This is a genomic window from Gilliamella sp. B2911, assembly GCF_026536965.1.
Taxonomy (GTDB): Bacteria; Pseudomonadota; Gammaproteobacteria; order Enterobacterales; family Orbaceae; genus Gilliamella; species Gilliamella apicola_E.
In genome coordinates, this window is the sequence record NZ_JAFNNA010000002.1 from 198043 (window position 1) to 221168 (window position 23126).

Below are 23126 nucleotides of genomic sequence, written 5' to 3' on the forward strand. Positions count from 1 at the left end.
CAATGGTTAAATATATAAAAATAAACAATAAAGATAATGTCGGTGTGGCATTATCTGATTTAGAAGCACATGAAGAAAATATCGTCGTTGATGGACAGATAATTGATCTAAAAGATCCTATTAAACAAGGGCATAAATTTGCCCTTATCGATATTGAGCAAGATGAAAATATTATTAAATATGGCTTACCAATTGGTCATGCTACTCGTTTAATTAAAGCTGGAGAGCATATTCATTCTCATAATTTAAAAACCAATTTAAGTGATATTAATGATTACAAATATCAACCTACTTTATCGAAAAATGATCTGTTACATGAGATTGCCGATAAGGAAGTACAAATTTATCGACGTAAAAATGGTGAAGTTGGTATTCGTAATGAACTTTGGATTATTCCAACTGTAACTTGTATAAACGGGATAGCAGAACAAATTGTTAAACAGTTTTGTGATGAGTTAAATAATCAATTAGAAATTGATGGTATAACTGTACTTGAACATCCTTATGGCTGCTCTCAGCTTGGACAAGATCATCAAAATACTAAGACAATTTTACAAAATTTAGTTAAACATCCTAATGCTGGTGCTGTATTGGTCATCGGACTTGGTTGTGAAAATAATCAGGTTTCAGAATTTAAGGCTAGTTTAGGTGAATATGATGAATCTCGAGTTAGATTTTTAATCGCTCAGCAAGAAACCGATGAAGTTGAATCAGCATTGGTTCATTTAAGAGAACTTTATGCCATTATGAAGCAGGATAAACGTGAAGTAGGGCATTTAAGTGAATTGAAATTTGGATTGGAGTGTGGTGGTTCTGATGGTTTTTCAGGTATTACAGCTAATCCAATGCTTGGTCTGTTTTCTGATTATGTTATTGCTCATGGTGGAACAAGTGTTCTTACTGAAGTACCAGAAATGTTTGGTGCTGAGAACATTTTGATGTCACATTGTATTGATGAGTCGACTTTCGACAAGACTGTACACATGATCAATGATTTTAAACAATATTTTATTTCAAATAATCAACCAATCTATGAAAACCCTTCTCCTGGGAATAAGGCTGGTGGCATTACAACTTTAGAGGAAAAATCTTTAGGTTGTACGCAAAAAGCGGGTGGTAGTGAAGTTATTGATGTTCTTAAATACGGTGAAATGTTAACTAGACATGGATTAAATTTACTAAGCGCACCTGGTAATGATGCAGTAGCTACTGGTGCTTTATCAGCAGCTGGATGTCATATGGTGCTTTTCACCACAGGAAGAGGCACTCCATATGGCGGTATTGTGCCAACAGTCAAAATTGCGACTAATACACAATTAGCTGATAAGAAAGCCAATTGGATCGATTTTAATGCCGGTAAACTTATACAAGGAGTTTCTATGCAATCTTTGTTGATAGAGTTTATTGACTATATCGTTCTTATTGCTAGCGGGAAAAAAACTCGTAACGAAATTAACAACTTTAGAAATTTAGCCATTTTGAAAAGTGGCGTAACTCTATAGATAAAAATCCAAGAATAAATATCCACGTCATTAAGTCCTTCGGGACTTGATGCGAGGGATCGTTTTTTTTAAATATTATAGGTATCTTTTATGAGTAAGGAAAAAAAGAATAAAATTACATGGTTAGTAAGATTTTCTTATGGCAGTGGTAATTTAATTGGTAGTGGTGCATTAGCAATTAGTGGTGCTTGGCTTCTCTATTTTTATACCACTTTTTGTGGATTAAGTGTGGTGCAAGCTGCGTTGATTTTTTCCATCGCTACTTATTTGGATGTCATACTGAATCCATTGATGGGCTTTATTACAGATAATTTCTATCAAACTAAAATAGGGCAACGCTTTGGGCGACGTCGATTTTTTATTTTGATTGGTATTCCGCTAATGGTCATTTATCCTATGTTATGGATTGATGGTATGGGATTTTGGTATTACTTAGTAACATATATTTTATTTGAGATTATTTATACCAGCATCATGATTCCATTTAATACGTTACCTGTAGAAATGACATCTAACTTTTCAGAACGTACTTATTTAACTGGTTCAAAAGCAATGTTTGGTAAAGTAGCTAATTTCTTAGGTGCGGCAATACCTGGCGTATTCTTTTATTTCTATAGTAAGGAATCAGCAACTCCATTTTTATTAACTGGGATCACATATGCCTCTATCATGATGTTAGCTTTGATTTTGCTTTATTGTAATAGTTGGGAAAAACCTAAAGAAGAAGTAAAAGATGAATCTGTACATAGCTTTTTTGAAGCAATTAAAAAGCTTTTTATCGATATCTTGTCAACATTCCGTGTTAAAACTTTTAGAACGCATTTAGGAATGTATCTATTTGGATTTGGTGCTGAATGGTTATTTACAGCGGTATTTACCTATTTCATCGTATTTAGTTTAGGTGAACCTCGTTCATTTGTTGCTTCAATGAATTCATTAAGTAGTATTTGTCAGTTGGTTTCAACCGCATTTTTTATGATGTATTGTGCTAAGAAGGGCTTCAAAAAACCATTTATTATCGCATTACTCATCGTTATTTCATCGATGATTGGTTATGTCGGTATTTATTACTTTAATCTGCCTCATATCACTTGGATTGTAGTGGGTATTACAATTTGGTTTGGTTTGGGTACTGGTGGTGTTTACTATATTCCTTGGAGTGTATATGTATTCTTAGCTGATGTAGATGAAGTTGTAACTAATCGACGTCGTGAAGGGGTATATGCAGGAGCTATGACCATGGCAGGTAAACTAGTTCGCGCTTCAATTGTTTTTGTGCTTGGTATGATATTAAGTGCTTATGGCTTTGAATCGAAATCACATATACAGCCACAAAGCGCAATTGATGCTATTAATGGTATTATTTTATACGGCGTTGTAGGAATGGCATTAATTGGGGCATTTTTTGCTTGGAGAATGAAGCTCGATCACTCTACCCATTCTATTATTATCAATGAAGTTGCTCGCATTCGACAAGGTGGCAAAATGGAAGATGTTACGCCTGAAACACGAAAAGTGGTTGAGGAATTATCTGGCATCGCTTACGAAAAATGTTTTGGTAATAATAACATTGGATTTAAGCAAAAAGAGACCACAACTAATTAAAGAAAAATATTTATTAGGATCAGTATGCTGATCCTGTAACCTAAAGCTGCAAACATTAGAGTAAATTAAAAGGTTTGTAAAAATATAAAGGATAAACTCATGACGACTGTATCTGTAAAAGATTTTGGCGCTATTGGTGACGGAAAATCAATAAATACTCAAGCTTTTGAAAAAGCAATTCAACATATTGATCAACTAGGTGGTGGAACGTTAATTGTTCCTGTTGGTACCTATTTTACTGGGGCAATTAAGCTTTGTAGCAACATAACGCTTGTTATTGAGCAAGGGGCGACTTTATTATTTTCTGATGATGCTAAAGATTATCCTGTTGTTAATTCTCGTTGGGAAGGGGTTAAGCAGGATGTGTATATGCCTTGTATATATGGCCAACATATTGAAAATGTGGTTATAACTGGAAATGGTAAAATTGATGGTAATGGTCAAAAATGGTGGCATACATTCCGTCATGATCGAAGCAATCTTAAATATCCAAGACCTTATTTAATTGGTTTTGATTTTTGTGAACGAGTTACGATTGAAAAAGTTTTTCTAACTCAATCACCTAGCTGGACTGTTCATCCGATGGAATCAAATAATGTCGTTGTCGATAATATTTCAATTCTTAATCCAGCTGATTCACCGAATACCGATGGTATTAACCCTGAATCATGTCGTAATGTGAGAATTTCAAATTGTTATATTGATGTTGGCGATGATTGTATTGCAATAAAAGCAGGCACTGAAGAAACAGCCGAAAAAAGTCCATGTGAGAATATTTTAATTACTAATTGTAATATGATTCATGGTCATGGTGCAGTTGTACTTGGTAGTGAGATGAGTGGTTGCATCCGTAATGTAACTATTACAAATTGTGTATTCCAAAAAACCGATCGAGGTGTAAGATTCAAAACTCGTCGAGGTCGAGGAGGAACTATTTCTGATATCACATTTAGTAATATTGTAATGGATGAAGTTTTATCGGCATTTGTTATGAACTACTATTATTATTGTGGTCCAAAAGGAAATGATCCAATTGTTTGGAATAAAGATGCTCTACCCGTTAATGAGTTTACACCAGCATGCCACAATATTAGCTTTTCAAACATTATTGCTAAAAATGTTCGTGCTTATGCCGGCTTTTTATATGGTATTCCAGAATCTCCTATTTCTAATATCTCTTTTGATAATATTCGTGTTTCAATGCAACAAAATGCCCAAGCAGGCGAGGTTGATATGTTTAAAGATGTCAAGCCGGAGGCTGGTAAAGGGTTCTTTATTGAGAATGCGAATAGTATTTTGTTTAATAATGTGATTATTGATAATGTACTAAGTGATCCACTTTGTATTAAAAATAGTAGTGACGTGCATGTAACACAATCTTTTGTTAAACAAAATGGTCAATTATTTGGACTTAAAACTGAATAATGTGTTTGAAAATAACCGCTAAGTAGCGGTTATTTTTTATTGATGAATATTAATTCAATATGACCTTATTTTATACATTACTTTGATAAGAAAAAATTATTTTTATCAAAATGTTGTTATATTTTATGATTATTTTATTTTTCCAAATTTGGACTTTTCAAGAAAAATTATTCAGTTACTCCATTTTTAAATATTGATAGGTCACGAAATTCATTTATTTCATTACAGGTTTGTTTACCGTTTGCAAGCTGCACAATTAAATTAATAAATTGCTCTAAAAGTTTCTCCATCGGTGTTCCATTAACTAATTGCCCCGCATCAAAATCGATCCAGTGTTTCTTTTTTTGGGCAAGTGTTGAGTTAGTTGAAATTTTTACAGTTGGTACAACGCCACCATATGGGGTGCCTCTTCCGGTTGAAAATAATACCATTTGACAACCAGCAGCAGCTAATGCACCTGTAGCTACTGCGTCATTTCCCGGAGCTGATAATAAATTTAAACCTGATTTTTGGAGTCTTTCACCATATTCTAATACATCAATAACATTACTATTACCTGCTTTTTGGGTGCAGCCCAATGATTTGTCTTCAAGTGTTGTAATTCCTCCTGCTTTATTACCTGGAGAAGGATTTTCGTAAATAGGTTGATTATATGTCATAAAATATCTTTTAAAATTGTTAACCATATTTACTGTTTTTTCAAAAATTTGTGAATTAATACAATGAGACATTAGGATTGTTTCTGCTCCAAACATTTCGGGAACTTCGGTTAAAACGCTAGTTCCGCCATTGGCAATTACATAATCAGAAAACTTGCCTAATAATGGGTTTGCTGTGATGCCTGATAATCCATCGGATCCCCCACACTCAAGTCCAAATTTAAGTTCACTAAGCTTACCAGTTTGGCGACGATCTAATTTCATTACTTGATATATTTCGAGTAAATACTTCACACCTTGTTGAATCTCATCTTCCACTTCTTGTGAAATCATAAAACGGACTCGCTCATGATCATATTCACCAAGGCTTTCTTTAAATGCTGAGAGTTGATTATTTTCACATCCTAAACCAATAACTAATACTCCACCTGCATTAGGATGTTTGACCATATCTTGTAATATAGTTTTAGTTGTTTGATGATCTGCTCCTAATTGCGAACAACCATAGGGATGTGAAAGTAGATGGACACCATCAAAAAAAGCGTGATCTAACTCAATGTCTTTCGCTATTTCTGATAAAAATCGTTTACGAATTTGTTCCGCGATACCATTAACGCAACTAACGGTTGGGATAATCCAAAGTTCATTACGAATACCAACATCACCATTTTTTCGGCGATAAAGATTCACATCTCTATCCGGTAGTGATGATGAAATATGACTAGCAACAGGTTCATATTGATACTCATCAAGCTCACCAAGATTGGTTTTAACATTATGAGTATGTACGTGTTCACCAACTTGAATAGCTTGCGATGCATGACCAATGGGAAAACCATATTTAATGATGTTTTCACCTTGTAAAATCGGTTTAATCGCTATTTTATGACCTGAAGGAATTTCTTGTAAAACAGTAATTTGTTGATTATCTTTTAATAGCTCACTATTTATTTTATCGCCTGGGTATAATGTTTCTAATGCGATAATAACATTATCGTTACCATTGATTTTAATTATTTTTTTCATGAACTCTTTCCTAAAAATACACTTTCCGCTACTTGTTAGTAGCGGAATAATTGAGAGATAATTATTTAGTTAACCTATCTTTATTACTGATTTAAGTCGATTACTTGGATCATCTCGCATTTCTTTAAAAGCATTTTCGGCATTATTCAATTCGTATATGTCGGTAATGATTTTTTTAACATCACATTTTCCGGAACTAACTAAATCAATCAATTCGATAAAGTCTTTTTTTAGTGCATTACGTGAACCAAAAATATCTAACTCTTTAGTTTGAATTTGTGTAAAAGCAAAATCTAATTTTTGTTTACTTACTCCAACTAGACCTACACGACCACGGTAAGCTGCTGCATCAATACAATTTTGGAAAGTTTGTGGTAATCCAACGCATTCGATACAAACATCAAAACCATCACCTTGGGTAATTTCTTTTACTCTTTCTTCAAAATTCTCTTTATCTGTTCTGATAACACCTTTTGCACCTAATGATAATGCTTTATCTAATCTTGATTGCATGACGTCACTTACATATACGTCAGCCTCTTTTAAAACTGCAGCCATGACAGCAAATAAACCAATAGGTCCAGCACCAACGACTAATACTTTATCGCCTTTTTTTACTGACGTTCGTTGAATTGAATGATAGCTAATACAAAATGGTTCAATCATTGATAGCGTTAATGCATCTAATCCTTTACCATCATAGATACGTTCAATTGGCATACTATAATATTCTCTGAAAATACCATCACGTTGTGCGCCAAGAGTTTGATTGCCAGTACAGCAGTTAACAAAACCGCGTCGACAAGAATAACATTTACCACAGTTAAAATAAGGATTGGCGGTAACAATCATTCCTTTTTTGATACCGTAATCATTTTCGTCTATTTCAACCACTTCGGCTGAAAATTCATGACCAGGGATTCGTGGATAGCTTGCATAAAGAAAAGTTCCTTTATACGTTCCCATGTCAGAACCGCAAATACCACCATATAATACTTTTAAGATTGCTTCACCTTTTTGTAAGGTTGGTTTTTCCATTTCTTTGACTTCAACTTTTCCTGGTTCTGGAATAACAATATATTTCATTTTAGTCATATGTTTGACTCCTGCTGTTTAGTTGTTTGGAATATAATTTTTAATATCTTGAGCTAAAATGTTTTCCAGATTTTTAGTCACTAAATCAGTTAATCCGGTAACATTATTGAGATCTTGTCCCCAATGATCAGTCATTTTTAATACGTTAGAGACGAGTGTTTTTACGTCGTGTTGATAAAGTGGTTGCCACTCTTTAAACTTCTCTAGTAAATGAGCATCATCAGTTAATGAAATAGCTTGACCTTGGTATTGGCCACGATAAAAAGCAATAAGAGCAGCTAAGGAAAACGAAATATACTTTGGTGGTTTGTTAAATCGTTGACTATATGTTAGTAATTGTGGCAGTAGTCGAGTTTTAAATTTTGTTAATGAATTTAATGAAATTGACATTAACTCGTGTTTAATGAATGGATTTCTAAAGCGTTTTAAAACCTCATCGGCAAATTGTACTAATTGTTCTTTATCTAAAGATAAAGTTGGAATCACCTCTTGATTAATTAAATTTTTAACGAATGTTTCAATCTGCGGATCATCCATGCTTTCGCCAACGGTTTTCAATCCAGCAAGGTAAGCAACAGGCACCATCGCAGTATGAGCACCATTTAAAATACCTACTTTTCTTTCTTTATAAGGTTTAATATCATCAACAACTAAAATATTTAGGTCGACTTGATCTAATTTTAATTTCTGTTTTAACCATTGTGGACCTTGAATAACAAACAGATAAAAATACTCAGCTGTATCTAAAAAACGATCTTGATAACCAAGTTGTTGTTCAAGTTGTATTGCTTCATCTTTTGGATAGCCTGTCACAATACGGTCAACTAAAGTTGAGCAAAAGGTATTACACTCATTGATCCATATTGTAAAATCATGATCTAATTGCCATAATTTAGCATATTCCAGAACCAATTCTTTCAGTTTTTCTCCATTATAATCAATAAGTTCACATGGAATGATAATCAAGCCTTTATCTTTTTGGCCTTTAAAAAATTTAAAACGATGGTGTAAAAAACAGGTTAATTTTGCAGGAAAAGTTGCTGGAGGTAGATCTGTAGCTTTATCTTTATCACTAAATGCAATACCTGCTTCAGTAGTATTTGAAAAAATAAATTCCAACTCAGGATTTTCAGCACAAGCTAAATAGGATTGATAGTCTTGATATATTAGTATTTCTCGATTAACCGAATAAATAATTCGCGGTGTAGCAATTGTGCAACCTTGTTCATTCAGCCCCCGAATAATAGTCGTGTAAAGCCCATCTTGTTCATTGATAGATGGTTGATGTGTATCAATAGGTCTAACAATAGTAACACCACTATTGAAATTTGTTTTTTCATTTAGATTATCAATAATCCAATCTATAAATGCTCTTAAAAAATTTCCTTCACCAAATTGAAGTATTTTTTCAGGGTAAATTGGACCAGGAAAGTTGGATCTATTTAATTGTTTTGTCATATGATTGTTCTCTTTAATTATTGGTAGTAAGTAAAGAGAACTATAGAAGAAGATAAAAAGTAGTATGTTTTTTTTTTGTAGTTTCGTGTTGAATATATAATTTTTTTGTTTTTTATCTGTTTTTTATTTCTAATGCGCGTCCAATTGACTCTTGCATTGACCTTTTAGCTGTATTTAAATGACGACACAACGCTGCAATGGCGAGTGGTTCGTTTTTTTGTAGAATTGCAGTTAATATTGCAATATGTTCTGATACAGCAATACTGTTTCTTTCTTTAAGATCACTACTGTCCCACTGGTAATGGAAATGAAATATAACGGAAATTAAATCAAATGATTGTAAAAAAAAACGATTTTCTTTACACGATAAAATGAGTTCATGGAAATCACGGTCAAGTGTTGAAAAAAGTTTATATTCATCTTGTATATTTTGTTGAAGAATTTTGTGCCGTTGTAGTAACTCTCGTGCTTTTATCCAATTAATATGATTGTCAGATTGGGCCATAAATGCTTTTAGTGCAAAAATTTCTAAAACACTTCTAAATTCATATAGTTTTTCGGCATAGTTTTTATCGAATGTAGCTAACTCCCATTCTCCTTTTTTAACATTATCAATAAGTCCATAATGTAAAAAACGTAGTAGAAACTCACGAACCACAATGGGACTAACGTTAATTTCTTTTGCGAGTTGAATTTCATTAAAATGATCACCTGGTAATAATTTTTTGCTATTAATTAAGTGGTAAAAATAAGTTTCAACTTTTTTATCTTGTATAGATCTTTTTTCGAAAATACAGGCAATTTTATCCTTTTGCGTTGGTTCACGTGCTAAATGGTATTGATTATTATCAAACAGTAAAATGCCTATTTGACATAAATAGTTTAATACTGCGCGAATGGTTGTTCGACTAACATTGAAAGCTTCTGCTAGAATTGAAATAGAAGGTAAAGGAAAAGATAATATATTATTGTTGATGCAATCAATAAATTGATTAATAGTATTTTGTCTTAATGTTTGACTTCTACTCATCTTACGTTTCTCAGTAATTTAATTATAACAAACTAACTTGTTGAAAATTCTATCAAAGTTTTTGATAGAATTTTCTAACGAAATTTATAGTTATTAAATAGATGGATTCGCTGTAATAGGTTTGATATCTTTTAATACAAGTAAGTATACAAGTGCACCAATAGCACAAGCACAACCAGAAACGACTAGGGCATACATAAATGAACCTGTTGCACCAATAATATATCCCGTTACGATTGGACCTAAAATACCACCACAATTTGAGACAGTATTTTGGATGCCGCCTAAGACAGACGTCATATTTCGTGGAGCAATATCGCCAGGAAGACACCAAATGGCTGAGCCAGAAAAAGCAAGCCCAATATATGAAATACAAAGTAGCATCATCATTACAGTAATTGAATCAACTAACCCAGCAAGCGAAATGGAAGTCGCAATTAACATTCCACCGACTAAATTTATTTTTCTAGCTAGATTAATATTATTGGTTTTAATGTAGATGAAATCAGTTAACCATCCACCAATCCATTGACCAATTATGCCGCATAATGGTGGTAGCATAGCTAAAAATCCCATTTCGGTTAAACTTAAACCGCGTTCTTTCATTAAATAAGTTGGAAACCAAGTGATGAAAAAATAAACAGCATAGTTAAGCATGAAAAAGCCTATACACATCGCTATCACATTACGGTATTTTAGTAATTGATACCATTTCATTGGTTGTACTTTATCGATTCCTTCTTTTTTTATTTGGCCGTCACGGATATATTTCAATTCTGTAGGACTTATACTAGGATGTTGTTCAGGATCTTGATAAACACATAACCACCAAATAACCCAAACAAGACCTAATGCACCACAAATGAAAAATGCTGCATGCCATCCTAATGAAGCTATAATCCAAACCACAAGTGGCATAGCAAATGCTGTACCAAATCGAGAGCCACTATCAAATAAAGCTGTTACACGACCTCGTTCTCTATCGGGAAACCATTTCGCGGTAATGCCTCCGTTACAAGGATATGCAGCAGCTTCACCAATTCCCATAAATACACGAGCAAAGATGAAACCGATAGGGGAGGTTGCTAGTGCTGTTGCACCCGTTGCTAACGACCACCAAGTCACTGAACCTGCGAGTGTTTTCCTTTGACCAAAACGATCGGCGATAAAGCCAGCAGGAATTTGACAAAGAGCATAACTTAAGAAAAACGCTGACATTATCCATCCCATTGCTTCAGGAGAAATATTTAAATCAGTAGCAATAATTGGAGCAGCAGCGGACATTACTGTTCTATCCAAATAATTAATTACAATAGCAAATAACATCAGTATGGCTATATGGAATCGAATACGACTATTTTTTTTAGGCATAAAAAAACCTCTTTTTATAAATTATTTAATAATATATTCATTTAGTTATCTTAATTTAATATTGAAACTTTTAATTAAGGTAATAAGTGAATAAGTAACTTCTATTTCATTCAAACGGCATATTGATAGTAGTGAAAAAATTCATTCAGATAAGGAATTGTTTGTTTGATTGTGGTAGGGATAATATTTTTCTGTTTTTTATTTGTTTTTAATCTTTAATGCCATTTCTTATTGAACATCATCATTACCTATTAAAATAATTTTGATGTAGATCACATTTATCTAATAAAGCCGTTAAAGCTAAATTTTTAGCTATTCATACTCAAAACAGTGCTTAACTCTTTATAGGATAAATTATGACAAGTGCATTTTATAAAAAACCAACTTATTGGTTTGCTTCGTTTTATAGCATTATGTATTACGCGGCGGGTAGTTTTGTTTTTTCTTTTTATGCAATATGGCTTAGTAAAGAGATTGGTTTAACAGCAAAACAGACGGGTATTATCTATTCTTTTAACTATTTTATTTCGTTAATTATCATGATTATTTATGGTGTTTATCAAGATAAATTAGTCTTAAAAAAACATCTAATTTGGTTTCAAAGTGTTATCATAACATGTGCTGCACCTGCATTAATCTATGTTTACGAGCCACTTTTAAGACATAATTTTTATGTTGGTGTTATCTTTGGCAGTTTCTTCTTAGGTTTTGGTTGGGTTGCCGGTATGGGCTTGATCGATTCTTACTGTGAAAAAATCAGCCGTGCTTTCGATTTTGAATTTGGACAATGCCGGACTTGGGGCTGTATTGCTTACGCAGTGGGTACCTTTATCGCTGGTATTTTAATTAGTATCAATCCTCATCTTAACTTTTGGGCTGCTTCAGTGGTCGGTATCTGTTTTATGATACTCAATCTGAATTTCAAACCAGATTTAAGTAAATCATCGGCAGCAGTATTTCAGAAGAAAGATAAACTAAGTTTTAATGAAATTGTTTCAGTCTTTGGACTGAAAAAGTTTTGGATATTTGTTGTTTATGTACTTGGTACTTATAGCTTGTACAACATTTATGACCAACAATTATTCCCTGTCTTTTTTACTCAGCAATTTACCGATGTAAATGATGGTTATCGTTTATATGGTATTTTAAATTCATTTCAAGTCTTTTTAGAAGCAGCTGTTATGTTTTGTGTGCCATTCGTGGTTAACAAAGTTGGTGCAAAAAATGCATTAATCTTTGCTGCATTCATATCTGCAACTCGAATATTTTTAACTGGCCATGTGGAAAGTATTGCAATTATTTCCGTAATCAAACTTATGCACTGTTTAGAGATCTCAACTATTTTAGTCTCAGTATTTAAATATATTGATAACAATTTCAATGCACGCTTGTCAGCTACAGTGTTTTTGATCGGTTATCAAGTAGCCGGTTCAGTAGGCGTAATATTATTTTCTACCTTTGTCGGTAATTTTTATGACACTGAAGGTGCTGCGACTACGTTTAATTATTTAGGCTTAGTTGTTTTAGGCTTCATGATATTTGCTATGGCCTTCTTAAGTCGTGATAGAAAGTCAGACAAAATTGAAAATGAAAGTAATTAAGCAAACGAAATTTATATTTTAATTAATAATATTTGTTAAAACTTATTAAGGACGCAAAATGAATATATTTGATTCAGTAACACAGTTTCACTTCGAACAAACAAGAACTATTTCACCTGAAAATTTGACTGGTGAAAAGGGTAAATCGTGTATGAAAGCTAGTGCTTTAGGTCCATGTAGGAAAGGACAAGGTTTTATATCTATTCCTGCTGGTGAAAAAGTGACTATTGCTGAAATTACTGGCCCAGGGGAAATTCGTCATATGTGGTTTACTTTAACTGATAAAACACATCGTGGAAGCTTTGTATTACGTGATGTTGTGATTCGAATTTATTGGGATGATGAAACTGTTCCTTCAGTGGAAAGTCCTATTGGTGACTTTTTCTGTAATGGTTTTGGTGCGAGATGTGATATTAATTCTATGCCAATAGTGGTTAATCCAACAGGTGGTTTTAATAGTTATTTTAGAATGCCATTTAATAAAAAAGCTAGAGTTGAAATTCACAATGAACATGAAGCTGATTTGCAACATTTCTTCTTTGCTATTAATTATGCGTTGATGCCAAAACCATTTGAAAATCCACTTTACTTTCATGCTCAATGGCGTCGTCAACGTGTAACTAATCATGCACAAGATTATGTCATATTAGATAACGTTCAAGGTTATGGTTATTATGTAGGTACTTACTTAGCCCTTACAGCTTTAGAGCGTTATTGGTGGGGAGAAGGGGAGTTTAAATTCTATCTTGATGATGATAGCGATTATCCAACACAACATTCAACTGGTTCAGAAGATTACTTTGGTGGAGCTTGGGCATTCCATAACCGTGATAGCCAAGGTCGTCCAAAAGCGAAATGTTTCCAAACAATGTTTATGGGATATCCATATCAAACAAACCGTGATGCAACTCGTGACTTTTTCCAAACTGGAGATTCTAATCCAGTACATGGTTTTGGTGATGATGGTTTGCCTTCACATGGTTTATATCGTTGGCATCTTCCAGATCCAATTGCATTTCACAAAAATATCAAATTAGCGTTTCAACAAATCGGTAATGATGATATAAGACTATATGAACGTTGTGATGATATTGCGAGTGTTGCTTATTGGTATCAAAGTCCATCGGTGAACCACAATCCAGTGTTCCCGAATAAACAACAACGTACTCCACGTTAGTATTAAGGTGATCTATGGCGAGTAATAAACTAAAAATTAATGATATTGCTCGTTTGGCTGGCGTGTCGGCAACGACCGTCAGTCATATATTTAACAAACGAGATAAAAAATATCGTATTTCTCCACAAACTCGGCAAAGAGTCTTATCGATCGCGGAGAAATATAGCGATCAACCCCATATTCGTCAATATTTGGTGAAAGCTAACAGCACCAATACGATTGGTGTTATTGTACCCGATATGTCAAATTCATTTTTTTCTATGTTTTTGCATCATCTTGAATCATCTTTTCGGCAAAAAAACATCCAATTATTAATTACTTGTAGTCACTATAATAAAGAGGTTGAAATCAAAGTAGCTCAAAACTTAGTAGAGCGAAAAGTTGACGCGATGATCGTTGTAACCTCATTAGACAGTGATAAATTGTATGTAGATATTAATCAAAATACACCGGTACTACTTTTTGACCGTTATCTCAAAGATACCGTGTTACCCTTTATTACAAGTGAATCATTACAGTCTGTAAGTGATTTAATTAAGCCTTATGCAAAGAATTTAGACGAATTTTATTTTATTGGTTGTGATATTCAGTTAACTTCGATATGTGCAAGACTTGAGGGTTTTAGGCGTGGCTTAGAAAGTGTGGGATTAACTGTAAAACCAGAATGGATTGTGAGTGATGATTATTCTCCTAATAAAGGTTTTGAATTACTTAAAGGTGTTCATGAAAGATTAGGCCGAATGCCAAAAGCTATTTTTACACCATCAGGTAATTTATTGGAAGAGGTCTTAGGTTATTTGGTTACAGCTAGAATTGATCCTGAGCAGGTGTATTTGTGTTCTTATGATTACAATAACTATCTTGGCTATTCGTATTATCCGATAGATGCTATTGTACAAGATATCGAAAATATGGCGCTAACTTGTGTAGATGTGGTTGATGATTTGCTAAATTTTAAAGAATTAAAACATCTAGAATTTTTTATTGAGCCACAAATTATACGCCATCGTTAATTTAAACGTTATGATTAGCGATTCGCATTTTTCATTATGCGTGCTTTGTCAACTTGCCATTGGCGTTCTTTAATATCAGTACGTTTGTCGTATTCTTTTTTACCTTTTGCAACGCCAATTTTTACTTTTGCCCATGCATTTTTCCAATACAATGAAAGTGCAACAACAGTGTAACCTTGACGATTTATTTGTCCAAAAAGCGAGTTCAATTCTCGTTCATTTAGTAGTAATTTTCGTGTGCGTATAGGGTCACACACTACGTGTGTAGAAGCAACACTCAATGGAGTTATAGTTGCACCAAATAGCCATGCTTCGCCATTTTTAAGCAACACATAACTGTCACTGATATTAGCTTTGCCAGCTCGCAGTGATTTAACTTCCCAACCTTGTAGGGATAAACCTGCTTCAATTTCCTCTTCAATAAAGTACTCATGACGTGCACGTTTATTTAATGCAATAGTAGCCGAACCGGGCTTATGTGATTTTTTCTTAGTCATAATGTGCGTTATTATAGAGTTACATGATACTATATGCCACTAATTTTAACTTTTAATTTTTTAATATTATGGCACATGTTTTTCATGAAGTGATCGAGCCTTATTCAATCCAACAAATGTTTGCGTTGGTAAATGATATAGCTAGATACCCTGAGTTTGTTCCTGATTGTATCGCAACTGGGATTATTAGCAAACAAGATAACCTTTTAACTGCATTTATTGAGGTTGAAAAATTGGGATTTAAAAAATCTTTTACCACCATAAATCAGATTAATGAGCCTAATTCAATTGATATGGCATTGATAGATGGTCCATTTAAACATTTAAAGGGGCGATGGGAATTTACTAAAATTGATGAGCAAAAAAGTAAAATCAGCTTAAATTTAAACTTTGAGTTTAATAATAAATTAATGAGTGCTGTTTTTACGCCAATATTTAAGGAGGTGATGACCAACATGGTTAATGCATTTTCTCAAAGAGCAAGGCAGATATATTAATATGATAAATATTCAAGTTGTCTATGCGCTACCTAATCAACCTACGATTATTGATTGCGCAGTTGATGAGCAAACTAATGTCTTGCAAGCCATTACAAAATCCAATATCTTATCAATATGTAAAATTCGATTAGATGAACATCTTGTTGGAATTTATGGAAAACGTTGTGAACTGAATGAACAAGTAAAAGACGGCGATCGTATAGAAATATATCGAGCTTTAATCAATGACCCAAAAGAAATTAGAAGAAAAAAAGCGGCATTGAAAAAGTAACAAATAAAGTGAAGGGAACTTAACTGAATGCATAATATGCTGATTGAGAAAATTGAAACTTTATGCAAAAAACGTGGCATTAAGCTGACAACTCAGCGTAAAACCGTTTTAGATATCATGCTTAAAGCGAATAAAGCTATGAGCGCATATGATCTTTTAGATCTCTTAAAAGTTAGTGAGCCACAAGCAAAACCGCCAACGATTTATCGAGCTCTTGAGTTTCTACTTGAGCAAGGTTTTATTCATAAAGTTGAGTCAACCAATTGCTATATCATTTGCCCTCATTTTCAGGATCCTCAGCATATATCAATCTTATTTATTTGTGATAATTGTCAGCAAATTATCGAAAAACATTCTGAGAATATCGAGTCGCAACTTAAACAACTTGCTAGCCAAAGTCAATTCTTAATAAAGCATAGTGTGCTTGAAATTCATGGAATTTGTCACTCATGTCAACCTTAATCTTTTTTTTATGGTTAATTAATATTGCTTGTGACACGGTAGGGCAGATTGCATTCAAATATGCTGCGATTACTTCTAATGATGAGAAGGGTTTAAATTATTGGCAGAAATTATTTGGTAACATGTGGTTATGGTTAGGTTTTGGAGCTTACTTCATCGGTTTTGTATTTTGGTTGGCTTTTTTGAGTGAAGTTTCTTTGTCTAAAAGCATACTATTAGGCTCTTTTAATATTATTACAGTAATGATTGCTGGGCGTGTTTTATTTAAAGAACATTTAACGCCATTTCGTTTAATTGGTATTTTTTTTATAACTCTTGGGGTAGTACTAGTAGGATTAACTTAATGAAAAAGTTCTATATTATTGGTTTTATTTTACTACTTTTTTTTGATACTTTTGGGCAAACCAGCTTTAAACTTACTGCTATTTCAGCGTTGCCATTTGAACCAGATATTGCTTGGTTGTTAAGAGTTTTTAGTCATGGTTGGGCATATTTAGTTATGATTGGGTATGCAGGTGCATTTATAACATGGATGGTATTATTGCAAAAAGCACCAGTTGGTCCAGCTTTTGCTGCTTCTCACCTACAAGTGGTAACAGTAATGATAGTGTCGGTCATTGCTTTTAACGAACAAATTACCATTTCACGATTATTAGGTGCTTTATCTATTATTGTTGGGATTATCTTTCTTGCGTTGGCTGAACAAAGAATACACAATAAATCTTCGAGTTAAATTATTTTAATGATTTTATAAAATCATTAAATAGCTATTTACGAAGTGATTATTAATTCTAAAATAGAAAACGTGTTTTTATTTCACCTGTCCTCTATCTCGCTCCATCACAATTAGATAGGCTTCACGTTGCCAGAATAAAAATAAGCGACGGATATCTTTTTGCATTGTAATTACGCGCCAGCCTTCTTGGGCAATATTATTTAAAAAAGCGGAAAATTTGTCAGCATTTGAATTAGCTGTACCGAAAACTAATGAAGACAAAGCCCCTTCTTGATAAATGACAACTTTATATTCTTTCATTGTTTTTATAGAGTCTAATTAAAATTAAATAACGAAATAACTTAGATCTGTTTGTCTAGGTTCTTAAGCATTTCGATAATCGGTCTGTTAGCATCTGGAAATTCATCTGCATTTAGATCTTCCTGATCTATCCAACGGCTTGGTTGTCCTTCTTTTGCAAAAGGAACACCATCCCACTCTTCTACTAGGTAAGCATGAATAGTGATATCACGATCATCATAACTATGTTCAAAAGTTTTTAAAAATTGTGATTGATGAATATGAATATCAACTTCTTCTGCTATTTCACGCTCTAAAGTTTGATAAGGTGTTTCGCCGGCTTCGATTTTTCCCCCAGGAAATTCCCAAAAACCAGCAAGATGAGAGTCTTCACCGCGTTGGGTGATAAAGATTTGGCAATCTTGCGAACGAATGATACCTACAGCAATTTCAGTATGTTTTCTCATGATCCAATTTGTATGTGATTAAAGTTTGGGAAAGCAACTGCTTTCCCATTTGTTTTTTTACCTTAATTGGTTATTTAAACATCAATGATTATTTATCATACTAAATTTTTGATTTAATTAACAGCACCATGACAATGTTTATATTTTTTGCCTGATCCACAAGGACAAGGATCGTTACGGCCAACTTTTGCCTGAGTACGTACAACAGGTTGTTGTGAGTTTGCTGATTGTTCATCATTGCCCATGCCACCCATTGATTCATGATTAGCTTGCTGCTTAGCCATTAATTTTTCGACTTCAGCTTGGCGTTGGCGTTCAGCTTCTTCAACTTCCTCTTGTGAACGAATTTGTACTCGGCTTAATATACCAATTACGTCATATTTCAATGTATCTAACATGCTTGCAAACATGTTGAAAGATTCTCGTTTATATTCTTGTTTAGGATCTTTCTGTGCATAGCCTCGTAAGTGAATACCTTGGCGTAAGTAGTCCATTGCTGCTAAATGTTCTTTCCACAATGTATCAAGTGTTTGCAACATAACACTTTTTTCAAACTGTCTGAAGGCTTCAGAACCCGCAATATTTTCTTTTTCAAGATATTTATTTTGTGCAAGTTGTATAATACGTTCACGTAAAGTTTCTTCATGAAGATTTTGTTCTTCATCAAGCCATTTTGCAATTGGTAAATCTAAATCAAAGTCACTTTTTAATGCTGCTTCAAGTCCAGGAATATCCCACATTTCTTCAATAGATTGTGGTGGAATATATTGATCAATAACAGTGGTAAATACATCTCCATGTATAGAATCAATAGTTTCTTTGATATCTACGTTATCTAATAAATCATTACGTTGGCTATATATAGCTTTACGTTGATCATTTGCAACATCATCATATTCAAGTAATTGTTTACGAATATCAAAATTGCGGCTTTCAACTTTTTTCTGAGCATTAGCAATAGCTTTAGTGATCCATGGATGTTCGATTGCTTCACCTTCTTTCATACCCAATTTACGCATCATATTACCAACACGCTCTGATGCAAAAATACGCATAAGTGGATCTTCTAAAGATAAGTAAAAACGTGAAACACCTGGATCACCTTGACGGCCAGCACGTCCACGTAATTGGTTATCAATACGACGAGATTCATGACGTTCAGTACCTAAAATATAAAGCCCACCAAGTTGAATGACTTCTTCATGTTTAATTTGCCATGCTTGTTTAGCTTTCTGGATATCATCATCAGTTGGATTTTCCAATTTCGCAACTTCACTTTGCCAATTACCACCAAGCATAATATCGGTACCACGACCTGCCATATTTGTTGCAATAGTTACAGCGCCTTTACTACCTGCATCAGCAATAATTTCAGCTTCTTGAGCATGGAATTTAGCATTAAGTACATTATGTTTAATCCCTGCTTTTTTAAATGCATGAGAGACAAGTTCGGATTTCTCAATTGAAGCAGTACCTACTAAGACTGGCTGTCCTCGTTTGACACAATCTTGCACATCAGCAACGATTGCATTAATTTTCTCTTTTTCTGTCATATAGACAAGATCAGGTAAATCTTTCCTGACCATTGGACGGTTGGTTGGAATAACAATGGTATCTAAGCCATAGATTTGATTAAATTCAAAGGCTTCAGTATCAGCTGTACCGGTCATACCAGCTAATTTTTCGTATAAACGGAAATAATTCTGGAAGGTAATAGAAGCTAACGTTTGATTTTCATTTTGAATTTTTACGTGTTCTTTAGCTTCTACTGCTTGATGTAAACCATCCGACCAACGGCGACCATCCATTGTACGGCCTGTATGTTCATCAACTATAATGATTTCATTATCCCTAACAATATAATCTACGTCACGGTGGAATAAATGATGAGCTCGAAGAGCTGCATTGACATGGTGCATCAACACAATATTACTTGGTGCATAAAGTGATTCATCACCTTTCATAATTCCTTGTTTTATTAATAGTTCTTCAACTTTAATTAAACCTCGTTCAGTAAGATTTACTTGGCGTGATTTTTCATCAATTGAGAAATCTCCATCTCCTTGAAATTGCTCTGAATCTTCTTTTTCTTGTTTAATAAGATGAGGGATGATTTTATCAATACTGATATATTTATCTGAACTATCTTCAGCCTGACCTGAGATAATTAATGGAGTTCTTGCTTCATCTATTAAAATTGAGTCAACCTCATCGACTAAAGCATAGTGTAACGGTCGTTGAACACGTGATTCTTTGTTAAACACCATATTATCGCGTAGATAATCAAATCCATATTCATTATTCGTACCATAAGTGATATCAGCATTATAAGCATCACGTTTTATTTCTGGAGGCATGTTAGGTAAATTGATACCAACTGTTAAGCCCAAAAATTCAAATAGAGGGCGGTTATTTTCTGCATCACGCTGAGCTAAATAATCATTAACAGTTACAACATGTACACCTTTACCGGTTAATGCATTTAAATAGGCAGGTAATGTAGCTGTTAATGTTTTACCTTCACCAGTACGCATCTCGGCAATACAGCGTTCATTAAGTACCATGCCCCCAATGAGTTGGACATCAAAATGACGCATACCAAATACACGCTTACTTGCTTCACGAACTACTGCAAAAGCTTCTTCTAATATGTCATCTAACTTAGTGCCATTTGCAATCTTCTGCTTAAATTCATTGGTTTTTGCTTTAAGTTCATCATCGGTTAGCACTTCCATAGATGGTTCAAGAGCATTAATATTTTCAACACGTTTACGCATAGATCTTAAAACGCGTTCATTACGGCTACCGAATACTTTTGTTAATAATTTTAATAACATAACTGTTCTCTTATTCTTTTTTTATAATGGGATCAATAAGGAATAAACCTTATTTAATAAATTAATTTAATGATATAAAAACACGTTAAGCGGTAGCTTGAGGACCAGCTCTTATTCCATTATATGGTGATAATCGAATAACGGTATTTGGAGTAACTTCATCATAATTGAGTGAGATAATTTGCTTATCGTAATGCTCTTCTTTTAACAAAGATGAAGTTTGAGATTTTGTTCTTATTGGTGCTTGGTGATCTTGTACTATTGCTGTTATAGCAATAATACCAACCTGTGTGGAAGATGATTGAACTGGTAATGCATTTTCTTCATATAAACCGAACCCAGCAGCGATTACACCTAATAATAAGTGCGATAGGGCTGTTTTGATGATGAGGCGTTTACTAATTTGTTGCCAGTAGTTAATCAAGGTCATAACTATAATATCTTAGCATTTTTTGCCAAAATGAAAAACTATTATTATTTATTAGTAAATGTATTAAATTTTATTATTTTATTTATTAAAAAATACCCACGATCTTTTTTTGAAAGTGGGTAATTTATTTCATTATTCTTTAACCATTAATTGCCCCATCATACCCAGCGTTTCATGCTCTACAATATGACAGTGATACATACGTAGTCCCGGCATATTTTGTTGAATTTTAATAACAAGCGTTTCGTGCGGGCGTAAGTTAGTGGTATCTTTCAAAGCAACAAACTCGGGTGTAGTTTTAGTGCCATTTAATTCACGAGATTGCACAATAAATTGCGCTCCATGTATATGGAAATTGTGATCCATATGTGAGTTATTAACAATTGTCCACTCTTCAACATCGTGAAGTTTACTTTCCAAGTCGATTCGTGACATATCATGCCGTTTGCCATTAATTAAAAATAGCATACCACCTCGAGGCTCACTTTTATCCATTACTTCAGTATATTCAAGTGATTTTTTGGCGACGGCTTTGCCTAAAATGGGTACTTGTTTTAGATGCGTTGGTAGAACTGTACTGGCCGTTTGAGTTAACTGGAGCTGTGAAAGAATGATGTTTGGTTCCGGCGGTACATTTCCCATTTTGCCACGATCGTAGCCGATGTTTTGCAGATAAAGACTGGCGGTTTTTTTCGGAACGATAACCACTTCAGCCCGTTCTGCCGGAGTAAGTAATAACGGTTTATTGAGTTGATGCGGCTCGGTAATGAAACCGCCGTCGGTAGCAACTAAAAAGACATCACAATCCGGTATTGATAGATTTAAATATCGGCCTGAACACGCATTCCAGATTCTGACTCGTGTTGCACCTTCTACTTTTATATTGGGTTGGTAAGCGCCATTGATCAACACAAATTGTCCTTCCCGACCATTCATCCAGTCAGTCATGGAGTTTTCGGCGATTTCGCCGTTTTCAGTTAATTTTAAGTCAGAAAAGAACCAATGTTGCTCCGGTAGCGAAGCAAGCGGATCATTTTTACTGCGCACAATAAAGGTACCGGCTAAACCACGAAAGACTTGTTCTGCAACGGTATTATGTCCATGTGGGTGATACCAATAGGTTCCGGCTGTGCCTTCCGGTATGGTAAATTCATAAACTCTGCTGCCACCTGCCGGAATAGCATCTTGCGGGTTGCCGTCTTGATCTGAAGGAATCAGCAAACCATGCCAATGAACGGTTGTTGGCTGTGAGAGATCATTTTTAACGGTTATTTTAACATGATCGCCTTCAAATACTTCGATTTTCGGACCAGGAATCATGCCATTATATGCCCAAAATTCGGTGGTAATTTCCGGTGTTAAGGCTATTTTAACCGGTTTTAAATGTAGCGTTGCTTCAAATACGCCAGCTTGGGTGCTGGTATTTTTTAAATTAGTTAACTCGGGTAAGTTTTTACCGTGTGGTAGCGCTGTAGTCGATAACAGTTTTTGTGGCATGTTGTTATTCATGTTCATATTCATATGATCGTGCATGTTGTCCCCCTTATCACAATTATCAGATTTAACATCACAAACCATGTCAGACATTGGTGAATTATCCAATTTGGCTATGGCTTTAGTTGCAATTAAACCACCGACAGCAGCGGTAATATTCATTATAAAATTTCGGCGTTTCATAGTATTCC

Annotated in this window: 22 protein-coding genes; 11 read left to right on the plus strand and 11 right to left on the minus strand. The window is 34.1% G+C overall.

Going from position 1 to position 23126, the window contains the following annotated elements:
* The first annotated feature begins 2 nt into the window (after positions 1–2).
* From J3U27_RS02910 to J3U27_RS02920, 3 genes are all read left to right on the plus strand, one after another.
* Entirely contained in the window at positions 3–1502 is a 1500-nt protein-coding gene (locus J3U27_RS02910; protein ID WP_065734743.1) for a UxaA family hydrolase, read from the plus strand.
* A 90-nt stretch (positions 1503–1592) separates the two neighbouring features.
* A complete protein-coding gene (locus J3U27_RS02915; protein ID WP_267338815.1) occupies positions 1593–3107 on the plus strand; it encodes an MFS transporter in 1515 nt (504 codons plus the stop codon).
* A 99-nt stretch (positions 3108–3206) separates the two neighbouring features.
* A complete protein-coding gene (locus J3U27_RS02920) occupies positions 3207–4532 on the plus strand; it encodes a glycoside hydrolase family 28 protein (RefSeq protein WP_267376800.1) in 1326 nt (441 codons plus the stop codon).
* Between the two features lie 167 nt (positions 4533–4699).
* Here J3U27_RS02920 and J3U27_RS02925 read toward each other — a convergent pair whose 3' ends face one another.
* The 5 genes from J3U27_RS02925 to J3U27_RS02945 all read right to left on the minus strand — a co-directional run bounded on the left by J3U27_RS02925 (position 4700) and on the right by J3U27_RS02945 (position 11171).
* Positions 4700–6217: a UxaA family hydrolase gene (locus J3U27_RS02925; protein WP_267342471.1), complete on the minus strand. Its 1518-nt coding sequence runs from the start codon at positions 6215–6217 to the stop codon at positions 4700–4702.
* Positions 6218–6286: 69 nt separating this feature from the next.
* On the minus strand, positions 6287–7303 hold the full coding sequence (locus J3U27_RS02930; protein ID WP_065734742.1) for a zinc-binding alcohol dehydrogenase family protein: 1017 nt from the start codon (positions 7301–7303) through the stop codon (positions 6287–6289).
* A 27-nt stretch (positions 7304–7330) separates the two neighbouring features.
* The gene (locus tag J3U27_RS02935) at positions 7331–8770 is read right to left on the minus strand and encodes a tagaturonate reductase (protein WP_267376801.1); all 1440 of its coding nucleotides are present in this window, start codon (positions 8768–8770) and stop codon (positions 7331–7333) included.
* A 112-nt stretch (positions 8771–8882) separates the two neighbouring features.
* Positions 8883–9800, minus strand: a complete 918-nt coding sequence (locus J3U27_RS02940; protein WP_267342473.1) for a GntR family transcriptional regulator — start codon at positions 9798–9800, stop codon at positions 8883–8885.
* A gap of 93 nt (positions 9801–9893) precedes the next feature.
* A complete protein-coding gene (locus tag J3U27_RS02945) occupies positions 9894–11171 on the minus strand; it encodes an MFS transporter (protein WP_267330437.1) in 1278 nt (425 codons plus the stop codon).
* A gap of 356 nt (positions 11172–11527) precedes the next feature.
* Here J3U27_RS02945 and J3U27_RS02950 point away from each other — a divergent pair, with 356 nt between their 5' ends.
* Genes J3U27_RS02950 through J3U27_RS02960 form a run of 3 tightly spaced genes read left to right on the plus strand, consistent with a single transcriptional unit; the run spans position 11528 to position 14962 of the window.
* Positions 11528–12772 carry an oligosaccharide MFS transporter gene (locus J3U27_RS02950; RefSeq protein WP_065563662.1) on the plus strand — a complete coding sequence of 415 codons (1245 nt, stop codon included), beginning with the start codon at positions 11528–11530 and terminating at the stop codon, positions 12770–12772.
* A 58-nt stretch (positions 12773–12830) separates the two neighbouring features.
* Positions 12831–13949 carry a glycoside hydrolase family 172 protein gene (locus J3U27_RS02955; RefSeq protein WP_065563661.1) on the plus strand — a complete coding sequence of 373 codons (1119 nt, stop codon included), beginning with the start codon at positions 12831–12833 and terminating at the stop codon, positions 13947–13949.
* 14 nt (positions 13950–13963) lie between these two features.
* A complete protein-coding gene (locus J3U27_RS02960; protein WP_065734713.1) occupies positions 13964–14962 on the plus strand; it encodes a LacI family DNA-binding transcriptional regulator in 999 nt (332 codons plus the stop codon).
* Between the two features lie 14 nt (positions 14963–14976).
* Here the strand turns inward: J3U27_RS02960 and smpB are convergent, their stop codons facing one another.
* Positions 14977–15459 carry an SsrA-binding protein SmpB gene (gene smpB, locus J3U27_RS02965; RefSeq protein ID WP_065563659.1) on the minus strand — a complete coding sequence of 161 codons (483 nt, stop codon included), beginning with the start codon at positions 15457–15459 and terminating at the stop codon, positions 14977–14979.
* Positions 15460–15527: 68 nt separating this feature from the next.
* Here smpB and J3U27_RS02970 point away from each other — a divergent pair, with 68 nt between their 5' ends.
* From J3U27_RS02970 to J3U27_RS02990, 5 genes are read left to right on the plus strand one after another with little or no spacing between them, the layout of a single operon-like run.
* Positions 15528–15956: a type II toxin-antitoxin system RatA family toxin gene (locus J3U27_RS02970; protein ID WP_065734712.1), complete on the plus strand. Its 429-nt coding sequence runs from the start codon at positions 15528–15530 to the stop codon at positions 15954–15956.
* 1 nt (position 15957) lies between these two features.
* Positions 15958–16230, plus strand: coding sequence for an RnfH family protein (locus tag J3U27_RS02975; protein ID WP_065563657.1), 273 nt, complete (start codon positions 15958–15960; stop codon positions 16228–16230).
* Positions 16231–16257: 27 nt separating this feature from the next.
* The gene (gene zur, locus J3U27_RS02980; protein WP_065734711.1) at positions 16258–16692 is read left to right on the plus strand and encodes a zinc uptake transcriptional repressor Zur; all 435 of its coding nucleotides are present in this window, start codon (positions 16258–16260) and stop codon (positions 16690–16692) included.
* A complete protein-coding gene (locus tag J3U27_RS02985; RefSeq protein ID WP_065563655.1) occupies positions 16680–17036 on the plus strand; it encodes an EamA family transporter in 357 nt (118 codons plus the stop codon). The genes zur and J3U27_RS02985 overlap by 13 nt, the downstream gene beginning before the upstream one ends.
* A complete protein-coding gene (locus J3U27_RS02990) occupies positions 17036–17425 on the plus strand; it encodes a DMT family transporter (RefSeq protein ID WP_065563654.1) in 390 nt (129 codons plus the stop codon). Before J3U27_RS02985 ends, J3U27_RS02990 begins: the two co-directional genes overlap by 1 nt.
* 78 nt (positions 17426–17503) lie before the next feature.
* Here the strand turns inward: J3U27_RS02990 and J3U27_RS02995 are convergent, their stop codons facing one another.
* From J3U27_RS02995 to J3U27_RS03015, 5 genes are all read right to left on the minus strand, one after another.
* Positions 17504–17728: a DUF4177 domain-containing protein gene (locus tag J3U27_RS02995; protein WP_065563653.1), complete on the minus strand. Its 225-nt coding sequence runs from the start codon at positions 17726–17728 to the stop codon at positions 17504–17506.
* A 41-nt stretch (positions 17729–17769) separates the two neighbouring features.
* Positions 17770–18174 (minus strand): 8-oxo-dGTP diphosphatase MutT, encoded by a 405-nt coding sequence (gene mutT, locus J3U27_RS03000; protein WP_065563652.1) that lies wholly within the window; start codon positions 18172–18174, stop codon positions 17770–17772.
* 113 nt (positions 18175–18287) lie between these two features.
* Positions 18288–21011 carry a preprotein translocase subunit SecA gene (gene secA, locus J3U27_RS03005; protein ID WP_267376802.1) on the minus strand — a complete coding sequence of 908 codons (2724 nt, stop codon included), beginning with the start codon at positions 21009–21011 and terminating at the stop codon, positions 18288–18290.
* Between the two features lie 85 nt (positions 21012–21096).
* Positions 21097–21441 carry a hypothetical protein gene (locus J3U27_RS03010; RefSeq protein WP_065563650.1) on the minus strand — a complete coding sequence of 115 codons (345 nt, stop codon included), beginning with the start codon at positions 21439–21441 and terminating at the stop codon, positions 21097–21099.
* A 132-nt stretch (positions 21442–21573) separates the two neighbouring features.
* Entirely contained in the window at positions 21574–23118 is a 1545-nt protein-coding gene (locus J3U27_RS03015; RefSeq protein ID WP_267376803.1) for a multicopper oxidase family protein, read from the minus strand.
* Positions 23119–23126 lie beyond the last annotated feature (8 nt).

What these genes read in the sequence shown, in the direction of transcription:
- J3U27_RS03010 (WP_065563650.1), bottom strand. Translation starts at nt 21,441, where the DNA reads ATGACCTTGATTAACTACTGGCAACAAATTAGTAAACGCCTCATCATC.
- J3U27_RS02975 (WP_065563657.1), top strand. Translation starts at nt 15,958, where the DNA reads ATGATAAATATTCAAGTTGTCTATGCGCTACCTAATCAACCTACGATT.
- J3U27_RS02985 (WP_065563655.1), top strand. Translation starts at nt 16,680, where the DNA reads ATGTCAACCTTAATCTTTTTTTTATGGTTAATTAATATTGCTTGTGAC.
- J3U27_RS02930 (WP_065734742.1), bottom strand. Translation starts at nt 7,303, where the DNA reads ATGAAATATATTGTTATTCCAGAACCAGGAAAAGTTGAAGTCAAAGAA.
- J3U27_RS03015 (WP_267376803.1), bottom strand. Translation starts at nt 23,118, where the DNA reads ATGAAACGCCGAAATTTTATAATGAATATTACCGCTGCTGTCGGTGGT.
- mutT (WP_065563652.1), bottom strand. Translation starts at nt 18,174, where the DNA reads ATGAGAAAACATACTGAAATTGCTGTAGGTATCATTCGTTCGCAAGAT.
- zur (WP_065734711.1), top strand. Translation starts at nt 16,258, where the DNA reads ATGCATAATATGCTGATTGAGAAAATTGAAACTTTATGCAAAAAACGT.
- J3U27_RS02915 (WP_267338815.1), top strand. Translation starts at nt 1,593, where the DNA reads ATGAGTAAGGAAAAAAAGAATAAAATTACATGGTTAGTAAGATTTTCT.
- J3U27_RS02910 (WP_065734743.1), top strand. Translation starts at nt 3, where the DNA reads ATGGTTAAATATATAAAAATAAACAATAAAGATAATGTCGGTGTGGCA.
- J3U27_RS02950 (WP_065563662.1), top strand. Translation starts at nt 11,528, where the DNA reads ATGACAAGTGCATTTTATAAAAAACCAACTTATTGGTTTGCTTCGTTT.
- secA (WP_267376802.1), bottom strand. Translation starts at nt 21,011, where the DNA reads ATGTTATTAAAATTATTAACAAAAGTATTCGGTAGCCGTAATGAACGC.
- J3U27_RS02925 (WP_267342471.1), bottom strand. Translation starts at nt 6,217, where the DNA reads ATGAAAAAAATAATTAAAATCAATGGTAACGATAATGTTATTATCGCA.
- J3U27_RS02995 (WP_065563653.1), bottom strand. Translation starts at nt 17,728, where the DNA reads ATGAAAGAATATAAAGTTGTCATTTATCAAGAAGGGGCTTTGTCTTCA.
- J3U27_RS02940 (WP_267342473.1), bottom strand. Translation starts at nt 9,800, where the DNA reads ATGAGTAGAAGTCAAACATTAAGACAAAATACTATTAATCAATTTATT.
- J3U27_RS02945 (WP_267330437.1), bottom strand. Translation starts at nt 11,171, where the DNA reads ATGCCTAAAAAAAATAGTCGTATTCGATTCCATATAGCCATACTGATG.
- J3U27_RS02920 (WP_267376800.1), top strand. Translation starts at nt 3,207, where the DNA reads ATGACGACTGTATCTGTAAAAGATTTTGGCGCTATTGGTGACGGAAAA.
- J3U27_RS02960 (WP_065734713.1), top strand. Translation starts at nt 13,964, where the DNA reads ATGGCGAGTAATAAACTAAAAATTAATGATATTGCTCGTTTGGCTGGC.
- J3U27_RS02970 (WP_065734712.1), top strand. Translation starts at nt 15,528, where the DNA reads ATGGCACATGTTTTTCATGAAGTGATCGAGCCTTATTCAATCCAACAA.
- smpB (WP_065563659.1), bottom strand. Translation starts at nt 15,459, where the DNA reads ATGACTAAGAAAAAATCACATAAGCCCGGTTCGGCTACTATTGCATTA.
- J3U27_RS02935 (WP_267376801.1), bottom strand. Translation starts at nt 8,770, where the DNA reads ATGACAAAACAATTAAATAGATCCAACTTTCCTGGTCCAATTTACCCT.
- J3U27_RS02990 (WP_065563654.1), top strand. Translation starts at nt 17,036, where the DNA reads ATGAAAAAGTTCTATATTATTGGTTTTATTTTACTACTTTTTTTTGAT.
- J3U27_RS02955 (WP_065563661.1), top strand. Translation starts at nt 12,831, where the DNA reads ATGAATATATTTGATTCAGTAACACAGTTTCACTTCGAACAAACAAGA.